At 35.8% G+C, this 20,455-nt stretch carries 20 protein-coding genes and 1 pseudogene; 20 read left to right on the top strand and 1 reads right to left on the bottom strand.

Going from position 1 to position 20,455, the window contains the following annotated elements:
- Window positions 1–6: 6 nt before the first annotated feature.
- Together BOQ64_RS00100 and BOQ64_RS00095 are read left to right on the top strand one after the other, a co-directional pair.
- Window positions 7–324, top strand: coding sequence for a LytR/AlgR family response regulator transcription factor (locus BOQ64_RS00100; protein ID WP_129059598.1), 318 nt, complete (start codon window positions 7–9; stop codon window positions 322–324).
- Window positions 325–443: 119 nt separating this feature from the next.
- Window positions 444–821: a DUF2255 family protein gene (locus tag BOQ64_RS00095; RefSeq protein WP_129057061.1), complete on the top strand. Its 378-nt coding sequence runs from the start codon at window positions 444–446 to the stop codon at window positions 819–821.
- 137 nt (window positions 822–958) lie between these two features.
- On the opposite strand, the gene BOQ64_RS00090 is transcribed toward BOQ64_RS00095, so the two are convergent.
- Window positions 959–2,146, bottom strand: a complete 1,188-nt coding sequence (locus tag BOQ64_RS00090; RefSeq protein ID WP_129057062.1) for an MFS transporter — start codon at window positions 2,144–2,146, stop codon at window positions 959–961.
- A gap of 62 nt (window positions 2,147–2,208) precedes the next feature.
- Here BOQ64_RS00090 and BOQ64_RS00085 point away from each other — a divergent pair, with 62 nt between their 5' ends.
- The 18 genes and pseudogenes from BOQ64_RS00085 to BOQ64_RS00005 form a co-directional block, all read left to right on the top strand.
- A complete protein-coding gene (locus BOQ64_RS00085) occupies window positions 2,209–3,081 on the top strand; it encodes an AraC family transcriptional regulator (RefSeq protein ID WP_228448002.1) in 873 nt (290 codons plus the stop codon).
- A 213-nt stretch (window positions 3,082–3,294) separates the two neighbouring features.
- The gene (locus tag BOQ64_RS00080; protein ID WP_228448000.1) at window positions 3,295–3,906 is read left to right on the top strand and encodes a methyltransferase family protein; all 612 of its coding nucleotides are present in this window, start codon (window positions 3,295–3,297) and stop codon (window positions 3,904–3,906) included.
- 83 nt (window positions 3,907–3,989) lie between these two features.
- Entirely contained in the window at window positions 3,990–4,802 is an 813-nt protein-coding gene (locus tag BOQ64_RS00075) for a 2,3,4,5-tetrahydropyridine-2,6-dicarboxylate N-succinyltransferase (RefSeq protein WP_068943197.1), read from the top strand.
- Window positions 4,803–4,832: 30 nt separating this feature from the next.
- On the top strand, window positions 4,833–6,002 hold the full coding sequence (locus BOQ64_RS00070; protein WP_129057065.1) for a glycosyltransferase family 87 protein: 1,170 nt from the start codon (window positions 4,833–4,835) through the stop codon (window positions 6,000–6,002).
- Window positions 6,003–6,005: 3 nt separating this feature from the next.
- Window positions 6,006–6,935, top strand: a complete 930-nt coding sequence (locus tag BOQ64_RS00065; RefSeq protein WP_129057066.1) for a glycosyltransferase family 2 protein — start codon at window positions 6,006–6,008, stop codon at window positions 6,933–6,935.
- Window positions 6,936–7,711 (top strand): annotated as a pseudogene (locus tag BOQ64_RS00060) (polysaccharide deacetylase family protein).
- Complete coding sequence (locus BOQ64_RS00055; protein ID WP_129057067.1) at window positions 7,708–8,805, top strand: glycosyltransferase family 4 protein; 1,098 nt, start codon at window positions 7,708–7,710, stop codon at window positions 8,803–8,805. Before BOQ64_RS00060 ends, BOQ64_RS00055 begins: the two are co-directional and overlap by 4 nt.
- Before the next feature lie 248 nt (window positions 8,806–9,053).
- Window positions 9,054–9,905: an ATP phosphoribosyltransferase gene (gene hisG / locus BOQ64_RS00050; protein WP_129057068.1), complete on the top strand. Its 852-nt coding sequence runs from the start codon at window positions 9,054–9,056 to the stop codon at window positions 9,903–9,905.
- A 252-nt stretch (window positions 9,906–10,157) separates the two neighbouring features.
- Entirely contained in the window at window positions 10,158–11,435 is a 1,278-nt protein-coding gene (gene hisD / locus BOQ64_RS00045; RefSeq protein ID WP_129057069.1) for a histidinol dehydrogenase, read from the top strand.
- A 1-nt stretch (window position 11,436) separates the two neighbouring features.
- On the top strand, window positions 11,437–12,027 hold the full coding sequence (locus tag BOQ64_RS24410; protein WP_262708707.1) for an aminotransferase class I/II-fold pyridoxal phosphate-dependent enzyme: 591 nt from the start codon (window positions 11,437–11,439) through the stop codon (window positions 12,025–12,027).
- Window positions 12,006–12,461, top strand: coding sequence for an aminotransferase class I/II-fold pyridoxal phosphate-dependent enzyme (locus BOQ64_RS24405; protein WP_262708706.1), 456 nt, complete (start codon window positions 12,006–12,008; stop codon window positions 12,459–12,461). The genes BOQ64_RS24410 and BOQ64_RS24405 overlap by 22 nt, the downstream gene beginning before the upstream one ends.
- A gap of 2 nt (window positions 12,462–12,463) precedes the next feature.
- Window positions 12,464–13,558: a bifunctional histidinol-phosphatase/imidazoleglycerol-phosphate dehydratase HisB gene (gene hisB, locus BOQ64_RS00035; RefSeq protein WP_129057070.1), complete on the top strand. Its 1,095-nt coding sequence runs from the start codon at window positions 12,464–12,466 to the stop codon at window positions 13,556–13,558.
- Between the two features lies 1 nt (window position 13,559).
- Complete coding sequence (hisH, locus tag BOQ64_RS00030) at window positions 13,560–14,141, top strand: imidazole glycerol phosphate synthase subunit HisH (RefSeq protein WP_129057071.1); 582 nt, start codon at window positions 13,560–13,562, stop codon at window positions 14,139–14,141.
- Window positions 14,141–14,863 (top strand): 1-(5-phosphoribosyl)-5-[(5-phosphoribosylamino)methylideneamino]imidazole-4-carboxamide isomerase, encoded by a 723-nt coding sequence (gene hisA / locus BOQ64_RS00025; protein ID WP_129057107.1) that lies wholly within the window; start codon window positions 14,141–14,143, stop codon window positions 14,861–14,863. Before hisH ends, hisA begins: the two co-directional genes overlap by 1 nt.
- Entirely contained in the window at window positions 14,856–15,608 is a 753-nt protein-coding gene (hisF, locus tag BOQ64_RS00020; RefSeq protein ID WP_129057072.1) for an imidazole glycerol phosphate synthase subunit HisF, read from the top strand. Before hisA ends, hisF begins: the two co-directional genes overlap by 8 nt.
- Window positions 15,605–16,192 carry a bifunctional phosphoribosyl-AMP cyclohydrolase/phosphoribosyl-ATP diphosphatase HisIE gene (hisIE, locus tag BOQ64_RS00015; RefSeq protein ID WP_129057073.1) on the top strand — a complete coding sequence of 196 codons (588 nt, stop codon included), beginning with the start codon at window positions 15,605–15,607 and terminating at the stop codon, window positions 16,190–16,192. Before hisF ends, hisIE begins: the two co-directional genes overlap by 4 nt.
- 268 nt (window positions 16,193–16,460) lie before the next feature.
- Complete coding sequence (locus tag BOQ64_RS00010) at window positions 16,461–18,584, top strand: TonB-dependent receptor (protein ID WP_129057074.1); 2,124 nt, start codon at window positions 16,461–16,463, stop codon at window positions 18,582–18,584.
- A 343-nt stretch (window positions 18,585–18,927) separates the two neighbouring features.
- Window positions 18,928–20,455: T9SS type A sorting domain-containing protein (locus tag BOQ64_RS00005; RefSeq protein WP_164975717.1), on the top strand; the 1,528-nt coding region annotated here is incomplete at its 3' end.

Below are 20,455 nucleotides of genomic sequence, written 5' to 3'. Positions count from 1 at the left end.
ATTCTTATGGAGAACAGAACGTTTGCTTTTATTAAAACAGATAAAAAGCTGGTAAAACTTTTCTTTAAGGATATCAATTTTATCAAAGGTCTGGGGAATTATGTAGAAGTGCATACTATAGACCAAAGCAGATATATCTATTACAGAACCCTTAAAGATTTAATCGAGAACCTGCCGGAAGAATTCATGCGGGTTCATAATTCGTATATCGTTAACTTAACCAATATTGAATCTTTTGAAGACAATCAGCTTTTATGTGGTAATTTAAAAATTACGGTCGCTAAAAGCTATAAAGAGTGCCTTCTTGAAGCTATTGGTAAATGATGCTTTAAAAATCAATCCACATATATTAATAAGCAATATACATTGAGTTTAAGCTCAACGGTATAAAAAAGTTTTTATTCAATTCATCTTCTCTTAGTTTTACAGAAACTTTTTCAAAGATGAATAAAAACAAAGCACTGAACTACATTACAACCAATAATCTTATCGGAATAAAAGCTGGATCAGAAAGAACTGAATTTTTGGAGATCTGGATGGTCGTTATTCAGGACAGAATATTTGCCAGATCATGGGGGCTTGCCGAAAAAAGCTGGTATAATACCTTCCTGAAAGGTTCAACAGGACAAATCAAATGCGGCAATACAGTATATCGTATAAAAGCTGTAATCCCTGAAGATATAGATCAGTTGACTGATGAAATCAATAAGGCCTATCTTGCAAAATATAATTTCGGACGGAACAGTAAGTACGCAACCGGAATTATTGAAGACAGGCATATTGAAAAGACAATGGAATTTATTATTGATGAGACGGAATAACTGAAATTCACAGATTGTTCTATAATTGTATATTCATTCAATATAATAAAAACCTATTCCATTGGCTTTAGCCAAAATCTAATAAAAAACAACCCATAAAAAAGGGTTGTTTTTTTATTTATCTGATGATATACTGATTAGATATTTTCACATACAGGTGCCGGGAGTTCGTCCTCTTCATTTTCTTCATCTGTTGAAATACTTTTAGGAAAAGAAAAGAAACTTAGAACAAAAGTAATAGAAAGAAGTAAAATACTTACAGAAAGAACATGCTGAACTCCATAATAAGCACTTACAATTCCGCCAAGGAATGCACCCAGTGAAATTCCAATATTAAAAGATGATGTAAGCAAACTGTTGACGAATTCCAGTACATGATGAGGAATATTTTGTGTGGTTCTGATATTACAGACCAGAAAACCTCCAGTATGAATCATTCCCCAGAAAGATACGATGATAACCATAGGGATAAAAACTCCACCCAGAATATAAGCAAGAATTTGCACTGTAATTAATAACAGTAAGAATACTCTTGTGGTAATCTTTACATTTCGGTTTAAAGCAATTCCCATAAGCCAGTTTCCAAGAGTTCCCATACTTCCGAAAAGAAGCAGCATAATACTGATCTGAGCACCATCCATTCTGGTGATTTCTTCAAGGTAAGCGGTAAGATAGGTGTAGCTGGAAAACATAGCAGCTAATGTACCAATAGTGGAAATCAGGTTGATCCACAAAATAGGGTTTTTAAGTACGGTGAACTGATTCTGTTCCGATTTTTCCTTTTCTGCAGGTAGGGAAGGAATAAAAAGTAATAATCCAATAAACGCAATTAAACTGATGGCGCTGCTCAGAAAAAATGAAGCCTTCCAGTTGTGAAAGAGATCAGCAGCATAGGTTGTCATCGGAATACCGAGAACAGTGGCAAGGCTCAATCCCAGCATAACAGTAGAGACCCCTTTTGCTCCTTTTTCTTTAAATGCAATAGCAATGGAGATATTCCAGAAAAGCGGATGCAATATGGCCGGTAATATACGGGCTATCATCAACATGGTAAAGTTGGTAGAAAAAGCAGACATAAGGTTGGAAAGTACAAATATGCTCATCACAAGGCATAGAAGAATCTTTCTGTTTATTTTAGAGGTGAAAGAGGTGATAAAAGGTGAGGAAACGGCTACTGTAATGGCAAAAGCGCTCAGTAACCATCCTGCTGTATCAATTGAAACCCCGAATTGTCTGCTGATCGTAGGAAGAATTCCAACAACCCCAAATTCAGTGGTAATAATACCGAAAGCCCCGAGCGCCAGGACGTAGATTGATCTTTTCATTGAATGTAAAAATTTTGATATAGCAAATTTGAACAGAAAATTTGTAAAAAATCAGTACATTAATGGTAAATAAGTACATTTACCATATGAAAAGAGAAAATATAGATCAATTGGTAAAAGTGGAATATCATGAAACTGAAAATTGCCCTTTAAAAGACAATCGGTATTCTTTTTTTCAGATTATATATGTTATTTCCGGCAAAGGTGCCTTTACGATCAATAACAATATAGCATCTTATAGTAAAGGCAGTCTGATATTGCTGACCCCCGATGATAAACACCATTTGGATGTTGAAGAAAAAACGGAGCTTTTACTTGTAAAGTTCAGTGATCGATATGTAAAAGATTATAAATGGAATAATATTAACTCAATAGGATGCTTATTGTATGGGGCTTCTTATCTTTCCGGGTGTATTCTGCAGAATAAGCCAGATATTGTCTTGGTAGACTCTATTGTGACGTCACTCCTTCATGGCCTTAATCATCCTGATCTTTATCAGGAGGAATTAACATTGCATTATGTGAATGCGTTGATTGTGATAGCAGCAAGGAATATATCCAAAATGAGGATTGAGCATGCAGCCTCCAATACGGATAAAAGAATTGTAGAAATTATTAATTATATCCAGGGAAATATTCATGATCCGGCTCTTTTAAAAGTAACAGTTATTGCTAAAGAATTTGGACTTTCTGAAACCTATCTTGGGAGCTATTTTAAAAATCAGTGTGGAGAAACCATCACTCATTATATCCTGAATTATAAATTGAGATTGATAGAGCACAGGCTTCTTTTCAGTGATATGAGGGTTAACGAAATTGTTACAGAATTTGGCTTTTCAGATGAAAGTCACCTGAATAAATTTTTTAAAAAGCAACATAATATGAGCTTGACAGAGTTTAAAAAAAGTAAAAATAAATATAAATCTTTAGTTTAAGTAATATTATGTAAATTGCTATATTATATAAATTTATATCACGTTAGTTGAAGTTTAATTAAGCCTGTAGTTATATGTGTTAAGAAAAAAATAATACATGCAGTTCTGCAAAAAAACATCTGTCAAATAATTGTTGTCATTATTTCTTTACAATGAAAATTGCAATAGTATTGCATAGGAGAATCTTTGAAATTTGCCCTAAATTATTTAACCATGACAGATTTTATCAGATTCTTTATCCCATTTTATTTTATTCTTTTTTTTATCGTTTCATTCTTGGGAATAAGCATTTCGGTAGCCAGAAAAATTGGTAAGAACCCAAATGTTTTACCAGATGATGATTCTGCCTATGCATTGGTTGGATGGTATTTCAAACTGATTCTGATTGCTTTATTCATTTATACAATACTGTTTTTGCTATTTCCTGAAACCATAAAGAGTGCTTATGAAGTATCTGTATTAAAGTCAAATGCTTTTCAATATATCGGTATTGGATTAATGACAGTCTCTTTTATTTGGGTGATAGTAGCACAGCTTCATATGAAGGATTCCTTGCGAATCGGGATTGATCGTGATTTGAAAACGAAGCTCATTACCAATGGTGTGTTTTCATTCTCCAGAAATCCTATATTTTTAGGAATGGTAGTAAGTCTCATAGGTTTTTTTCTGCTTCTCCCTACTGTTATTTCCTTGATATTTTTGATCGTAGGAAGTATTTTAATACAGATTCAGATACGGCTTGAAGAAGCACATTTACTCCAACAGCATGGACAAATCTATCAGACTTATAAAAAGAGGGTTGGACGTATGCTGCGCCTTTATTAAAAGCACAAACTTAAAAACCGTTTTGCTGAACTTTTTTGTATCTTTGGCCGGTATAATTTTTCAAACTAATTTAAATAAGAAACATGTCGTTACAACAAACTATTGAAAACATTTGGGATAATAGAGAATTATTACAAAATGAAGACAGCCAGAAAGCGATCAGAGAGGTTATTTCTTTATTAGATTCCGGAGAACTTCGTGTAGCTGAACCTACGGAAAACGGATGGCAGGTAAATGAATGGGTGAAGAAAGCAGTAGTAATGTATTTCCCAATCCAAAAGATGGAAACTATTGAAGTTGGTCCATTTGAATTCCATGACAAGATTCCTTTAAAGAAAAATTATGCGGAAAAAGGAGTAAGAGTAGTTCCTCATGCAATTGCGAGAGAAGGTTCTTTCGTAGCTTCAGGAGTAATTATGATGCCTTCTTACGTAAATATTGGTGCTTATGTAGATTCAGGAACAATGGTAGATACCTGGGCAACAGTAGGAAGCTGTGCACAGATCGGTAAAAACGTTCACTTAAGTGGTGGTGTTGGAATTGGTGGAGTATTAGAACCATTACAGGCAGCTCCGGTAATCATTGAAGATGACTGTTTCATCGGTTCAAGATGTATCGTAGTAGAAGGAGTTCACGTAGAAAGAGAAGCTGTATTGGGAGCTAATGTTGTTTTAACAGCATCTACAAAAATTATTGACGTAACAGGAAGTGAGCCTATCGAAATTAAAGGAAGAGTTCCTGCACGTTCTGTAGTAATCCCTGGAAGCTATACAAAACAATATCCTGCAGGAGAATATCAGGTTCCTTGTGCACTGATCATCGGTCAGAGAAAAGAATCTACAGATAAAAAGACTTCTCTTAATGATGCATTGAGAGAGAATAATGTAGCTGTTTAAGATTAAGTCTTTAAACTAATACCACTTATTTTGAAAGAAAAATTTCTTAAAATACTATTAAACCCTAAATATATATTTGGGGTTTATATTATTGTAGCCATTGCTACCGCACTTTCTAAATTTTCCAGAGGACCTCAGGCGATTAATAACTATTTGATTTTCAAAGGAGTGTTTTTTAATACCCTGGATCAGAAGAATCTGTATTTACAATATCCTGAGCTCTATTCAGATATGAATCATTATGGGGTCTTTTTCAGTTTGCTGATTGCTCCATTTGCCATAATGCCGGACTGGATGGGAATTGCCCTTTGGAACGTAGCTAACACAGCCATTTTCCTGTATGCTATCCACAAACTTCCGTTTTCAGATACTAAAAAAGCACTTTTTGCTTTACTGTGTCTGCAGGAATTTATCACGGCTGCAGTAAGCTTACAGTTCAATATCGCTTTGGTAGGACTTTTAATGCTGTCAGCAACATTTATTTACGAAAGAAAAGAAGTACAGTCGGCTACAGCTATTGTGGTAGGTATTTTTGTGAAACTTTACGGAATTGTAGGATTATCACAGTTTTTCTTCATCAAAAATAAAGTCAAATTTATTCTTTCAGGAATTGCTATTGCTGTCCTGTGTTTAGTGATCCCAATGATCTATTCAAGCCCGCAGTTTGTTATTCAGTGTTATTCAGACTGGGCTACGTCTCTGATCTCAAAAAATAATGATAATCAGGTCTTAGGGAATATGCAGGATATCTCTCTTATGGGCTTTGTAAGAAGAATTTTAGGAGATGCTACTATTTCAAATCTTACATTTTTAGCTTTCGGAGTTCCTTTATTTGCCTTGCCGTATATCAGAATCAAACAATATAAAAATTATGCATTTCAATTGATGATTCTAGCTTCTACATTACTGTTTTTAGTATTGTTCAGTTCAGGTTCTGAATCACCAACGTATATTATTGCAGTAGCAGGAGTAATGATCTGGTTTACTCTTCAGAAAGAAAAAACACCGTTTATTATCGGATTACTGGTATTTGTTATCATTTTAACCTGTTTTTCACCATCAGACTTATTCCCGAAATTCATCAAACAAAATTATATCATTAAATATTCTTTGAAAGCCGTACCTTGTATTGTAGTTTGGTTAAGAGTGATTTATGAACTGATGACCAAAGATTTTGAAAAGGATTACACTTTAAATTAATATATGAAGAAAATTTCTATTGTCATTCCTGCTCATAACGAAGAAGGTAACGTAGCTTTAGTTCATGAAAAAATAAAAGAAGTTTTTTCAGGACTGGAGCATTATGATTTTGAGATCATTTTTGTTAATGACGGAAGCAGAGATAACACACAACAGAAGTTAGAGGAGCTTTCTCAAAAGCATGAAGAAGTAAAATTTATTGAATTTTCCAGAAACTTCGGACACCAGCCGGCAGTAAAAGCCGGAATGGATCATGCTGAAGGAAATGCTGTTATTTCAATGGATGGCGATCTTCAGCATCCACCGGAACTCATCCCTGAAATGATAAAAAAATGGGAAGAAGGCTATGATATTGTATTTACAGTAAGAACCTATCCTAAACAGATTTCCTTTTTTAAAAGAAAAACTTCAGATGTTTTCTATAAGCTATTATCCAGCCTTTCAGATGTAAATCTTACCAAAGGCGGCGGATCAGATTTCAGATTGATGGATGCCAATGCTGTAGAAGCGATGAGAAGTTTCAAAGAAGACGATCTGTTCTTAAGAGGATTAACAAGCTGGATGGGTTATAAACAAATCGGAATAGATTTTACAGCAGGAGAAAGAATGGCAGGAGAGAGCAGTTATAACCTGAAAAAAATGCTCAAATTTGCTTTTACGGGAATTACAGCTTTTAGTGTAAAACCACTTTATTTAGCCGCTTATCTGGGCTTTTTATTTTCTTTCTTCTCAGTAATAGGATATGCTGCATATGTTATTTACGCCTTTGTTGTCCGCACAGAAATCTCAGGTTGGGCATCATTAATTATGACTATTGTATTCTTTGGAGGTATTCAGCTGATTATCCTGGGAATCATTGGTATTTATTTAGGAAAAATCTTTAAACAGGTTAAAGAAAGACCTAATTATATTATTAAAAACAAAAATTTTTAAATGGTTTTATTAAGTTTTGATATCGAGGAGTTCGACATGCCTTTGGAATATAAAGGCGAGATCTCTTTTGATAAACAAATCTCTATATCTCAGCACGGACTAGAAAATATTTTAAATATTCTAAAAAACACGGAGCAAAAGCTACCTTTTTTTCTACCGTAGTCTTTGCAGAAAACAGCAAACATCTTATTGAAAGATTATTGAAAGAAGGACATGAACTGGCTTCACACACCTGGTTTCATTCAGAATTTGAAGATAAACATCTGAAAGAATCAAGAGAAAGACTGGAAGAATTGTTTTCCACAAAAGTGACAGGTTTAAGGATGCCGAGAATGATGCCTGTAGACGAAAAAGAAGTCGAAAAAGCAGGGTATTCATACAATTCATCCATCAATCCTACGTTTTTACCGGGAAGATATAACAACCTTAAAGTATCAAGGACTTACTTTAAAGAAGGAAATGTAATGCAGGTTCCTGCCTCTGTTTCTCCCAACTTCAGAGTCCCTTTATTCTGGTTAAGCTTTCACAATTTTCCTTTAGCCATCTATAAAAAGCTGGCTGCTGATGTGTTGAAGAAAGACAAGTATCTGAATATATATTTCCACCCCTGGGAATTTTCATCCATTAAAGACGAAGCATTCAAACTGCCTGGTTTTACCGTGAAAAACTCCGGAAAAGAGATGGTGGAAAGATTTGATACCTTTGTAGGGTGGCTTAAAGAAAAAGGCCATACTTTTGGTACATTTCAGGAATTTCAAAAACAGATACACGCATGAAAATTGCTTTTGACGCAAAACGTTTTTTCCATAATACGTCCGGGCTGGGCAACTATTCAAGAGATCTGGTAAGAATTCTTTCACAATACGAGCCGGACAATGAATATCTGCTGCTCAATAAGAACAAATCTGAGCGCGGAAAAGATATTCTTGACCGTCCCAATGTGAAGTTTGTGGAAACCTCAAAAGGAAGCCTTTCCCGCCAGCTTAAAATGGGAAAAGATGCCCAAAGACAAGGGGCTGATATATTCCATGGTTTATCCGGTGAATTACCTCTGAAATGGGATCAGAAACCTATTAAAAAGATCGTAACCATCCATGATCTGATCTTTGTAAGATATCCACAATATTATTCCTTTTTTGACCGTAAAATACATCTTTGGAAGTTTAAAAAAGCAGCTGCTATGGCTGATAAGATCATTGCCATTTCAGAACAGACCAAAAGAGATATTATCCAGTTTTTACAAGTTCCTGAAAGTAAAATTGAAGTCATTTATCAGGGTTGCCATAAAGCATTCAAAGAACAGCAGACTTCGGAACAGATTCAGGCTGCTAAAGATAAGTTTAAACTTCCGGAAAAATTCATTCTGAATGTAGGAACCATTGAAGACCGTAAGAACCTTCTGAATGTGGTAAAAGCCATCAAAGACACCGGAATTCCTTTGGTTGTTGTTGGGAAAAAGACCAAATATTATCAGAAAATAGAAAACTTCCTGAAGAAAAACAAAATGGAAAAACAGGTTTCATTTTTGGAAGGAGTTTCTATGGATGAACTGGCAGTAATCTACAAATTGGCTGATATTTTTGTATATCCAAGCTTCTTTGAAGGCTTTGGAATCCCTGTAATAGAAGCACTTTTCTCAAAAACAGTTGTGGTTACGAGTAACACAAGCTGCCTGCCGGAAGCAGGAGGGAAAAACTCAGTATACATTGATCCGAATAATGACCTTGACATCAGAGCCAAGATCAAATTTTTATGGGATAATGAATCCGAAAGAAAACGCCGTGTGGAAAAGGGTTTCGAGTTCGTTCAGCAGTTTAATGATGAGCCTATCGCAAAGAATCTGATGAATCTTTATCAAAAAATTATCTAAAAAAACTTTGCATTTTAAAAATAAACCCTACATTTGCATCATAATTCAATACAATGAAGCCAATAATTTTAGCATTACATCATTACTATCATCATCTCTGTTAGACGGAATTGATTGATATTTGTTTGTGCTAAAATCAAAAATATTTAAAAACCGTCTGAGTAAATAGACGGTTTTTTTGTTTCCTGAATTCTCCTCAGAAATTTCAACAGATCAGTTTTTATTTACTCGGACTCAAAAAAGACGAAATGAGTAAATTAAAAATTGCGATTCAGAAAAGTGGCCGTTTATACGAAGAATCCCTGCAGCTTCTCAAAGACTGTGGAATCTTTGTCAACAACGGTAAAGACCAACTAAAAGTTTCCGTAGATAACTTCCCGATGGAAATCATGTATCTGCGAAATTCAGACATTCCTCAATACCTGGAAGATGGAGTGGTAGATGTAGCCATTGTAGGCGAAAATCTTTTAGTTGAAAAACAAAAAAAGATCCAGATTGTTGAGAAACTTGGTTTTTCAAAATGCCGTGTATCCATCGCTGTTCCGAAAGAAATCGAAACCGATGATCTGGCTTACTTTCAAGGCCGAAAAATAGCCACTTCTTATCCTAATACCCTTAAAAAATTTTTAGAACAAAAAGGAATCACTTCAGATATCCACGTGATCTCCGGTTCCGTTGAAATTGCCCCTAATATTGGCCTGGCAGAAGGAATCTGTGATATTGTTAGCTCCGGAAGCACCTTATTCAAAAACGGGTTGAGAGAAACGGTAACGCTATTGAAATCAGAGGCCGTTTTGGCACAAACCCCACAATTATCATCCGAAAAAACAGCTATTCTTGATAAATTCCTTTTCAGAATTAAGGCTGTTTTAAAAGCTAAAAATTCAAAATATATCCTGATGAATGTTCCCAATGATATGATTCAGAAAGTGGCGGATGTACTTCCCGTACTGAAAAGCCCGACTGTTATTCCATTGGCAGAAGAGGGCTGGAGCAGTATTCATTCTGTAATTGATGAAGAAAGATTCTGGGAAGTGATTGATGAGCTGAAGGAAAACGGAGCGCAGGATATACTTATTATTCCTATTGATAAATGGTGATTTAAAATATAAAAACAATGAACTATTAAGAAAAGACAGGTAAGGTAAATTTAAGATAAGTTAAGTTTCAAAATATAATGCTAACGACCTTAAAATCCTAATAGTTAAAATAAAATTAATAAAACAGCAATAATAAACCATTAAGAAAAATGTAGATGTTAAGATAAGTTAAGGCTTCATTAAAGACAGTTTAAGCTATACTCTTAAGGGCTCAAAAAATAATTCAATTCACACTAAGAAAAAATAATACAGATGAAAATATATCGATATCCAACAAAAGATACATGGGAAGACCTCGTAAAGCGTCCTGTTTTTGAACGGGAAGAAATTTCCGGATTGATAGAAGGAATATTTACCGAAGTTGAAAACAAGGGAGATAAAGCTTTAATAGCATTCAATAAAAAATTTGATAAAGCAGAAACTAAAAGTATTGCTGTTATCGAAGAAGAAATTATTAAGGCAGAAAACGAGCTTAGCAACGAATTAAAAGAGGCTATCCAACAGGCAAAAGAGAATATTTTTAAATTTCACAACTCTCAAAGTCCGGAGATTCAGAAAATAGAAACCACAAAAGGGGTTGTTTGCTGGAGAGAAAACAGGGCCATAGAGAAGGTAGGAATTTATATTCCGGGAGGAACAGCGCCTTTATTTTCAACCGTGCTGATGCTTGCGGTACCTGCTAATATTGCTGGGTGTAAAGAGATTGTTCTTTGCACGCCACCAGACAAAAACGGAGCAGTAAATCCTGCGATTTTATATACGGCAAAACTGTGTGGAGTTTCAAAGATCTTCAAAACAGGCGGTGCTCAGGCGGTCGCAGCAATGACTTTAGGAACGGAAAGTATTCCACAGGTATATAAGATTTTTGGCCCTGGAAATCAGTTTGTGGTAGCTGCCAAAGAATATGCCCAACGGTATGGAGTAGCCATTGATATGCCGGCTGGTCCAAGTGAAGTTTTAGTAATTGCTGATGAACAGGCTGTCCCGGAATTCTGTGCTGCAGACTTGCTTTCACAGGCAGAACACGGTAGCGACAGTCAGGTAATTTTCTTAACTACAGATCTTAAAGTGTTTAATGAGACAATCAGTGCTGTTGAGAAGCAGATCAAAGACTTACCAAGAAATGAAATGGCTGGAAAATCGCTTGAAAATAGTTGTTTTATTTTGCTAAATAATCTTGAGGAAGCAGTTGAGTTCAGTAATTTATATGCTCCTGAACACCTTATTCTGGCCATGGATGAATTTGAAAAATATATCCCTCAGATTCAGAATGCAGGTTCAGTATTCCTTGGGAATTATTCCTGCGAAAGTGCCGGAGATTATGCCAGTGGAACCAATCACACTCTTCCCACTAATGCGTATGCAAAGAATTACAGTGGAGTGTCTCTGGACAGTTTTGTAAAGAAAATCACCTTCCAGCATTTGTCTAAGAAAGGACTTCAGAACTTAGGAAAAACAATCAAAGTAATGGCAGAAGCAGAAGGACTTCTTGCTCACAAAAATGCAGTATCAATAAGATTAAAAAAATAATATGAATACAATCAGTATCAATACATTAGTAAGAGAAAATATTTTAAAATTAAAGCCTTATATAAGTTTTAGAGATCATAATGAATTTAACGAGCCTACTTATTTAGATGCTAATGAAAGCCCGTTTGGAGAATGGAACCGTTACCCGGATTCTACCCAACGAAAACTTAAAAACAGTTTAGCAGAACTTAGAAATCTGTCTCCGGCACAGATCGCTGTAGGAAACGGAAGTGATGAACTGATTGATTTAATCATTAAAATCTTCTGTGAGCCTAAAAAAGATACTATTCTGATGATGAATCCTTCTTTTGCCATGTATGGTTTTTATGCAACCATTAATGAAAACAAGGTTTTGCAGCTTGATCTGGATGAAAACTTTGAGATCGTAAAAGAAGATTTTTTAAAAACGGTTAATGAAACGCCAATAAAGGTTTTCTTCCTGTGTTCCCCAAACAATCCAACCGGAAACAGCACGGAAGACATTGAATTCTATCTTCAGAATTTTAACGGAATTGTTGTGGTAGATGAAGCTTATATTGAGTTTTCCGGAAAAAATCAAGTCTGGAACTGTTGGTTGAGTATCCTAATCTGATTGTTCTTCAGACCTTTTCAAAAGCTTGGGGAATTGCAGGAGCCAGAGTAGGTGTTGCCTATGCTTCTGATGAGATTATTCAGTTAATCAATACAGTGAAGGCTCCTTACAATGTAAATGCATTAAGCCAGGAATTGATTCTGAATGCCCTTGAAGATGAAAATAGACTAAAAGATAATGTACGTAATATTATTGAAGAACGTATTTGGTTACAGGATCAGTTTAAGGATATAGAATGCATATCCAAAGTATTTCCAACAGATGCTAACTTCTTTTTAATCAAACTTAATGATGTTGATGGAGTATATGAAAAGATGTTGGAACGGGAAATTTTAACAAGCAGAAGAGATCCGGCGATTCCGGGATGCATCAGGATTAATGTAGGAACCCGCCAGGAGAATGAAAAGCTGATTACTCTTTTAAAAAATAATTAAAGATGAAAAAAATATTGTTTATCGATCGGGATGGAACCCTAATTATAGAGCCGCCTACAGATTTTCAGGTGGATTCACTGGAAAAGCTGGAATTTTATCCTGGTGTCTTTCAAAATCTTTCAAAAATTGCAAACGAACTGGATTATGAATTGGTGATGGTAACCAATCAGGATGGATTGGAAACAGAAAGTTTTCCTTTTGAGGATTTTATTAAACCTCATGAAAAAATGCTCAGAGCTTTTGAAAACGAAGGCATCATTTTTAGTGATATCTTGATTGATAAAAGCTTTGAAAGTGAAAATTTGCCTACCAGAAAACCAGGCACAGGAATGTTAATGAAATACATTTATGGTGATTATGATCTGGAAAATTCCTTTGTAATTGGTGATCGAATTACAGATATTCAACTTGCTAAAAATTTGGGGTCTAAATCTATTTTTCTAAACCAAAACTTTAATAAAGAAGCAGATCTTACAACAACACAGTGGAATGAGATTTACCAGTTCTTAAAGTCTGGAATGAGGAAGGCAAAAGTCTATAGAAAGACCAATGAAACCGAAATAGAAATTGAAGTTAATCTCGATGGAAACGGTCAGTCTGAGATATCAACAGGGCTTCACTTCTTTGATCACATGCTGGATCAGATCGCAAGACACGGAAATATGGATCTTAAGATCAAAGTGAATGGAGATCTTCAGGTAGATGAGCACCACACGGTTGAAGATACAGGGATTGTACTGGGAGAGGCCATTTTAAAAGCCTTAGGGAAGAAAAAAGGAATTGAGAGATATGGCTTTCTGCTTCCAATGGATGACTGTCTTGCGCAGGTTGCTATTGATTTCGGAGGCAGACCTTGGTTCGTCTGGGAGGCAGAATTTAAAAGAGAGAAAATAGGAGATGTACCTACAGAAATGTTTTTCCACTTTTTTAAATCGTTTACAGATTCTTCAAAAGCCAATTTAAATATCAAATCAGAAGGAGATAACGAACACCACAAGATAGAATCCATCTTCAAAGCGTTTGCAAAAGCAGTGAAAATGGCAGTCAATCAATCCGATGACAACTATAATTTACCTTCAACCAAAGGAAGTTTATAATATGATCGCAATAATAAAATATAATGGAGGGAACGTAAGCTCCGTACAGAATGCTTTAAACAGGCTAAATATAAGCTCAGTGATTACAGATGACCAGGAAGTAATCCGAAATGCAGATAAGGTGATTTTCCCCGGTGTAGGCGAGGCATCTTCTACCATGAAGCTGCTAAAAGAAAAAGGGCTAGACAAAATTATTCCTACATTGAAACAGCCAGTTTTGGGAATATGCCTTGGAATGCAGCTGATGTGTAAGGGAAATGAAGAGGGCAATACAGAAGGACTGGGGATTTTCGATATCAAAGTAAAAAGATTCCCACCATTGGAACTGGTTCCTCATATGGGATGGAACACGGTTTCAGAACAGAAATCTTCATTATTGTCCGGAATTATACCTGAAAATGGTGTGTATTTCGTTCACAGCTATTACTGTGAATTGTCAGAATATACAACTTCGGTTTGTGATTATATTCTGCCGTTCAGTGCCTCTCTGCAGAAAGATAACTTTTATGCGGTTCAGTTTCACCCTGAAAAATCGGGCAGTATAGGCAGTAAGATTCTCAACAACTTTATAAACTTATCATGATGAAGATTATTCCGGCTATTGATATTATTGAGGGAAAATGTGTGCGTTTATCCAAAGGAGATTACAGCACCAAGAAAATATACAATGAAGATCCTGTAGAAGTGGCCAGGGAATTTGAAGACTTTGGTATTCAGTTTCTTCACCTGGTGGATCTTGATGGGGCGAAATCTAAACATATTGTGAATCAGAAAGTGCTTGAAAATATTGCAAAATCAACTTCTCTGCATATTGATTTTGGGGGTGGATTAAAATCTTCACAGGATATTGAAACAGCTTTTAATTCCGGGGCAAAACAGATTACATTAGGAAGTATTGCCGTTCAGAATCCGGAATTTTGTCTCAGTACCCTTGAAAAATATGGTCCAGAAAAAATTATTCTGGGGGCAGACTGTGAGAACAGGAAGATAAAGACCTCTGGCTGGCAGGAAGAAAGTGATAAAGATATTATATACTTTATTCTTGAATATCAGAAAAAAGGGATGCAAACGACTATATGTACGGATATTTCAAAGGATGGAATGCTGGAAGGCCCTTCAACAGGTCTTTACATTGAAATTTTATATAAAACTTCCTTACAGCTGATTGCCAGTGGTGGTATTTCCGGAATTAAAGATGTGTATAAAATGAAAGATATCGGATGCACAGGAACCATTATTGGAAAGGCTATTTACGAAGGGAAAATAAGTCTTCAACAACTTCAAAATTTTATTGAAAATGCTTAAAAAAAGAATCATCCCATGTCTTGATATTAAAGATGGAAGTACGGTAAAAGGAATCAATTTTGAGGATCTTAAAAATGCCGGTGATCCGGTGGAACTGGCCAAAAAATATGAACAGGAAGGGGCTGATGAGCTAGTTTTTCTTGATATTACAGCCACTATTGAAAACAGAAAAACCTTTGTAGAACTGGTACGCAAAATCGCTCAGGAATTGAGTATTCCATTTACGGTTGGTGGCGGAATTGCCTCTGTAGAAGATGTAAGAAAGCTTTTGGAGGCTGGAGCAGATAAGATCAGCATCAATTCTTCTGCAGTAAAAGATCCGAAACTGATTGCCGAGCTGGCTAATGAATTTGGGAGCCAGTGCATCGTAGTGGCGATTGATACTAAAAGAGTCAATGAAACCGACCTTGTTCACATTAAGGGTGGAAGAGAAGCTACAGAACTGAACACGGTAGAATGGGCAAAAAGAGCAGAAGCTTTAGGAGCTGGTGAAATTCTTTTAACCTCTATGGATGGGGACGGAACCAAAAATGGATTTGACCTTAACATTACAAAGCTGGTTTCAGAGCACGTAACCATTCCTGTGATAGCTTCCGGTGGTGCCGGAACTGCAAATGATTTTGTTAAAGTATTCAATGAAACAAAAGCTACAGGAGCTTTGGCAGCCAGTATATTCCATTTTAATGAAATAGGGATTCAGGATTTAAAACAACAATTAAAAACTCAACAAATAAACGTACGATGAATATTGATTTTAATAAAGATAACGGGCTTGTTCCGGTAGTGATTCAGGATTACAGAACATTGCAGGTGCTGATGCTGGGCTACATGAATCAGGAAGCATTTGAGAAAACCGAAAAAGAAAAAGTGGTTACCTTTTTCAGTCGCTCCAAAAACAGGCTCTGGACAAAAGGAGAAGAATCAGGCAACTTTTTAACTGTAAAAAGTATTGATATTGATTGTGATCAGGATACCATACTGATTAAAGTTATTCCTACGAATGTGGTATGCCATACCGGAAGTTTCAGCTGTTTTGGAGAAAAGGATGCCAAAGGGTTTTTATATGAACTGGAAGAAAAAATAGCGCAAAGGATTGATAGTAAGACAGAAGGATCTTATACGTATTCACTGTATCAGAGAGGAATCAATAAAGTAGCTCAAAAAGTAGGTGAGGAAGCTGTAGAATTAGTTATTGAAGCCAAAGATAATAATGAAATGCTCTTTAAAAATGAAGCTGCAGATTTGCTGTATCACTTTCTGATTTTGTTGAAAGCCAAAGGATTTTCAATAGAAGAGATTGAAGAAATTCTTAAGACAAGAGATCAATAAAACCTTTGAATTATTTCAAAGGTTTTTTCGTTAAGACAGTAAAAAATTATTAAAGGAAAGAGATTGTTATCCCGTTTTATACATGATGATTATCAGTTGATATTGATAAAATAAACTATATAACTAAATTGAATTTATTATTTTATTTAAATACTTTGAATTAATTTATTTAAAACTATATCATAAAGTTAGCTATTAAAACAGCCAAATTTTGAAATAGGCTAAAAACCGTACTTTTGTTTTTAATTATTCTAAATAACACTTAAGTATGAAGAAATCTATTTTCTTAATCGGAAGCCTTGTGGTATTTTCTCAAGCCGCTGCCCAGAAAAAAGATTCATTAGAACAGAACAGACTTGATGAAGTAATTGTTACCGCATCAAGATCTCCGGAAATCGTAAAGAAAACAGCGTCTACAGTTAACATTATCAACAAAAAAGAAATTACAGAACAAGCATTAATTTCTGCTGATCTCAGTAATATTCTGGCTTATAAAGTGCCCGGATTAGCATTTGGAAATAATCTGGTAAGCAACAGAGGACAGACTTTAAGAGGAAGAAATGTGCTGATTATGATCGACGGAATTCCACAATCAAGTCCTTTACGAAACAATGACAGAGAAATACGAAGTATTGACCCTTCAGTTTTAGAACGCATTGAAGTGGTAAAAGGAGCTACATCCATTTATGGGAATGGTGCGGAAGGAGGAATCATTAATTATATTACCCAAAAAAGTACTTCTGGCAAAACTTTTTCAGGAAGAACCGTATTAGGATTTACCAGCCATGATTTGTTCAATAACAAAATGTTTAAATCAGATGGTGGTGCAGGGTATAGAATTTCACAAAGTTTCTTCGGAAAAGTAGGAAAGTTCGATTATCTTGTCAATGGAACGCTTACCCAAAACGGAGTAAAAATAGATGGTGAAGGACTGGTTCAGAATCCACGATATGGGCTGGGAGAAACTGCCGTCAATAATATTTTTGCAAAAATAGGATATGATCTGAATGATGATAACCGACTGGAAGTGATGTATAACTACTATTCCAGTCTGCAGGATTCCAAATATATTTTAGACCTCGGGAAATACGGAGAAAAACCTTCTACGGGTAAATTAGGAGACAGAGAAGGGGTGAAAGAAGGAACAAGATATAACCATAATGGGTATTTAAAATATATCAATAAGAATATTTTCCGTAACACAACCCTTAACACGACTCTGTATTTCCAGGATTTTTATACCATTTATGATTACAGAAATGCACCAAGATGGAAAACAGGAGGACAATCGGCCATTTTAGAGAAAAAATACGGTTTCAGAGCCGATTTTAATACTGAGTTTGGAAAAGAAAAAGGATTAAAAGGTTCATTGACATATGGTCTTGATCTATTAAATGAAAAAACAAGCCAGCCTCTGGTAGACGGAAGAATGTGGGTTCCGGAAATGAATATGTTGGCTGCAGCCCCTTTCGTACAGGGGAAATTATTTCTTACTGATGATCTGACAGTGAAAGCAGGTGTTCGATGGGATAAAATGTCTGTAAAAGTTCCGGATTATACTACTTTGCCTTCCAACAAAGATGTTCCGTTCAATGTAGAAGGGGGAAGACTGAATTATTCAAACCTGTCTTACAACGTAGGAGTGAGCTATGTGGCCTTTGATTTCTTTCAGCCTTTTACCTCTTATTCCAGAGGATTTAATATCTATGATCTGGGGCGTGTCCTTAGAGATGCCAAGAGCAATGTCCTCAGTGAAATTAATACAGACCCTGTAGTTATTGACAACTATGAAATAGGTTTCAATAGTAAAATAGGGCAGTACGTAGATTTTTCAGCCAGCTATTTTTATAATTATTCCAAGTTGGGAGCTGATCTGGTTTCTGTGAATGGTTTCTGGACTCCGCTTCGCGCTCCTCAGTATATTAATGGGGTAGAGCTGGCAGTCAATATCTATCCGACACAAGGATTGACTATCGGAACCAATTATACTTATCAGGAAGGAAAAGTAGATGTTAAAAATGACAACAGCTACGAAAAATATTTAAGCGGTTTAAGAATTGCACCTGCAAGGTTGAATTCTTTCGTTAAATGGAATGATAAGGTTCAAAAACTGCAGTTGGGAGTCTATCATATGTACTCATTTAAAAGAGATAAGTTTGAGCCTGCTTCTTCAGGAAAGTATGATGAAGGAGAAGGTCCTGTAAAAAGTTTTAACCTTTTCAATGTTCAAGGAAGCTATAAAATTAATAAACTTCTGACGGTAGGGCTTGGGATAGAAAATGTTTTCAATACTTCTTATTTCACACCTACTTCAATGTACACCGCGCGTGATGCGGAATATGTACGCGGAAACGGTAGATATTATACAGTTTCTCTTAATTTTAATTATTAATTTAAATCCTTTTATAGAACTCAGCCCTTTTCGTATTACGGAAAGGGCTTTTTTCAGGGAGAAAAAGCAGTAGATATAACAGAAAATACAGGTATGTTGTCCAGCTAGCTAAACCTTTGAGATTTTTTCAAAGGTTTTTTTATACAAAAATAACACGACACTTTCTGTCGTACTGCTGTATTAGCTTTGCAGAATAATGCAAGTTTATAAAAGTGCAATGAAATGTCTTCGGATTTAGAGATATTTTATATTAAATCGCATTCATGTGATTTGTATGAACTAAAAAAAGTTAAATTTGTGTCAATTTAAAAAGCTAATCATTAAACTCAAAAATAACACGGGAATGAAAAAGATTTATCTCAGTGTATGTACTGTATGCACGGTTCTTGGGCTGTCTGCTCAGGAAGTTCTCTGGCAAAAAGATATCAAATCTTCAACTCAGGATTTTCTGAGCCAGGTCACTACGACAATAGATCAGCAGTATTTGATCACAGGAAGCTCAATACAGAGCGATAAACTCCAACAGGGAAGCAGGCAGAATAACGGCTACGATTTTCACCTGGTTAAACTGAACCAACAGGGAGAAGAATCCTGGGAAAAGTATTTCTCAGGAAATAACCATGATTATCTCTCTGCTACAGTATCTACTCAGGATGGAGGATTTCTTATAGCCGGAACATCGTATTCAGGAAAAGGTCTGGATAAAAAAGAAGATTCCAAAGGCGGATCAGATATTTGGCTGATCAGAATTAATGAATTTGGAGATGAGCTATGGCAGAAAACCTTAGGAACAAGTTCCGATGAAGAAGCCAGAGCAGTGATTCAAAGTACAGATTTAGGCTTTTTTATAGCCGGAAATGTACAGAACTCATCCAAAGGTTATGGTTCCAAAGATGTCTGGATTACCAGACTCGACAAAGATGGAAAAGAACTTTCACAACTTGTCTTAGGCGGAAAAGGATTAGATGAAGTGGAGAAAATGATTCCAACAAAGGATGGTGGAGCCCTATTGGGAATTTACTCAAGGAGTTCCGAGGTTCGTGTTTCAGGATCCGGGGATAACCCTCGTGGAAATGTATCACCTTCTGATCCTCGCACCTCGAACCCCGCATCTCGTACTGCAAAATCCACAGAAAATTTCGGAGAAGGTGATTACTGGATCATCAAACTGGACAAAAACGGAAAAGTAGAATGGGAAAAGAACTTTGGGGGGAAAGGAGACGACCATATCAGAACCCTGGCTTTAACTTCAAACGGTTATATCATTGGTGGCGAATCCCGCTCCGAAAGATCCGGAAACAAAACAGTAGGGATTGAAGAAGGAACAGACCTATGGCTGATTTCTTTAAATGAAAGAGGCGATGAACAGTGGCAGAAGTCCTACAATTTCAAGAATCGTGATATTCTGATGGGAGCAAGTGTGATTCATTCTGCAGATGGCCAATCATCAAAAGGAATTTTATTAGGTGGTTACACTCAGACTGAAGGTAGAATAGAAAAAGATGATGAAACTTTCTGGATGCTGTATTTAGATGGAAACGGAAATGAACAGTGGCGAAAGCATGTAGCAGGAGAATCCCGACAAAAAGAAGAACGACTTTCAGATGTGAAATTAAACAAAGATGGCTCTATTGTATTAGCCGGAACCAGTGCCAAAGAACTGGGAAAAGAGAACTGGAAGATTGTAAAACTCGGTGATACTCAGGTGAATGACCTGATAGAAAAATATGATATCAAAATCTATCCAAATCCTGTATCAGACTATGCCTATATAGAAATTGGCTATGATTTCAAAGAAGCTGATATTATGCTGTATGATATGAGCGGAAGACAGCTTCAGAACTTTAAAACGAAGAATAGAGTGACTAAAA

Origin of the sequence: Chryseobacterium sp. CH25, assembly GCF_004119455.1 — a bacterium.
Classification (GTDB): Bacteria; Bacteroidota; Bacteroidia; order Flavobacteriales; family Weeksellaceae; genus Chryseobacterium.
The sequence above is the reverse complement of the archived record's forward strand: the minus strand, read 5'-3'. Positions and strand labels throughout refer to the sequence as shown.

Excerpts from the sequence above, each read along its gene's own strand:
- BOQ64_RS24410 (WP_262708707.1), top strand. The coding sequence starts at position 11,437 with ATGAATACAATCAGTATCAATACATTAGTAAGAGAAAATATTTTAAAA.
- BOQ64_RS00010 (WP_129057074.1), top strand. The coding sequence starts at position 16,461 with ATGAAGAAATCTATTTTCTTAATCGGAAGCCTTGTGGTATTTTCTCAA.
- BOQ64_RS00065 (WP_129057066.1), top strand. The coding sequence starts at position 6,006 with ATGAAGAAAATTTCTATTGTCATTCCTGCTCATAACGAAGAAGGTAAC.
- BOQ64_RS00080 (WP_228448000.1), top strand. The coding sequence starts at position 3,295 with ATGACAGATTTTATCAGATTCTTTATCCCATTTTATTTTATTCTTTTT.
- BOQ64_RS00095 (WP_129057061.1), top strand. The coding sequence starts at position 444 with ATGAATAAAAACAAAGCACTGAACTACATTACAACCAATAATCTTATC.
- BOQ64_RS00075 (WP_068943197.1), top strand. The coding sequence starts at position 3,990 with ATGTCGTTACAACAAACTATTGAAAACATTTGGGATAATAGAGAATTA.
- hisD (WP_129057069.1), top strand. The coding sequence starts at position 10,158 with ATGAAAATATATCGATATCCAACAAAAGATACATGGGAAGACCTCGTA.
- hisA (WP_129057107.1), top strand. The coding sequence starts at position 14,141 with ATGAAGATTATTCCGGCTATTGATATTATTGAGGGAAAATGTGTGCGT.
- hisH (WP_129057071.1), top strand. The coding sequence starts at position 13,560 with ATGATCGCAATAATAAAATATAATGGAGGGAACGTAAGCTCCGTACAG.
- BOQ64_RS00100 (WP_129059598.1), top strand. The coding sequence starts at position 7 with ATGGAGAACAGAACGTTTGCTTTTATTAAAACAGATAAAAAGCTGGTA.
- BOQ64_RS00090 (WP_129057062.1), bottom strand. The coding sequence starts at position 2,146 with ATGAAAAGATCAATCTACGTCCTGGCGCTCGGGGCTTTCGGTATTATT.
- hisIE (WP_129057073.1), top strand. The coding sequence starts at position 15,605 with ATGAATATTGATTTTAATAAAGATAACGGGCTTGTTCCGGTAGTGATT.
- hisB (WP_129057070.1), top strand. The coding sequence starts at position 12,464 with ATGAAAAAAATATTGTTTATCGATCGGGATGGAACCCTAATTATAGAG.
- hisG (WP_129057068.1), top strand. The coding sequence starts at position 9,054 with ATGAGTAAATTAAAAATTGCGATTCAGAAAAGTGGCCGTTTATACGAA.
- hisF (WP_129057072.1), top strand. The coding sequence starts at position 14,856 with ATGCTTAAAAAAAGAATCATCCCATGTCTTGATATTAAAGATGGAAGT.
- BOQ64_RS00055 (WP_129057067.1), top strand. The coding sequence starts at position 7,708 with ATGAAAATTGCTTTTGACGCAAAACGTTTTTTCCATAATACGTCCGGG.
- BOQ64_RS00085 (WP_228448002.1), top strand. The coding sequence starts at position 2,209 with ATGGTAAATAAGTACATTTACCATATGAAAAGAGAAAATATAGATCAA.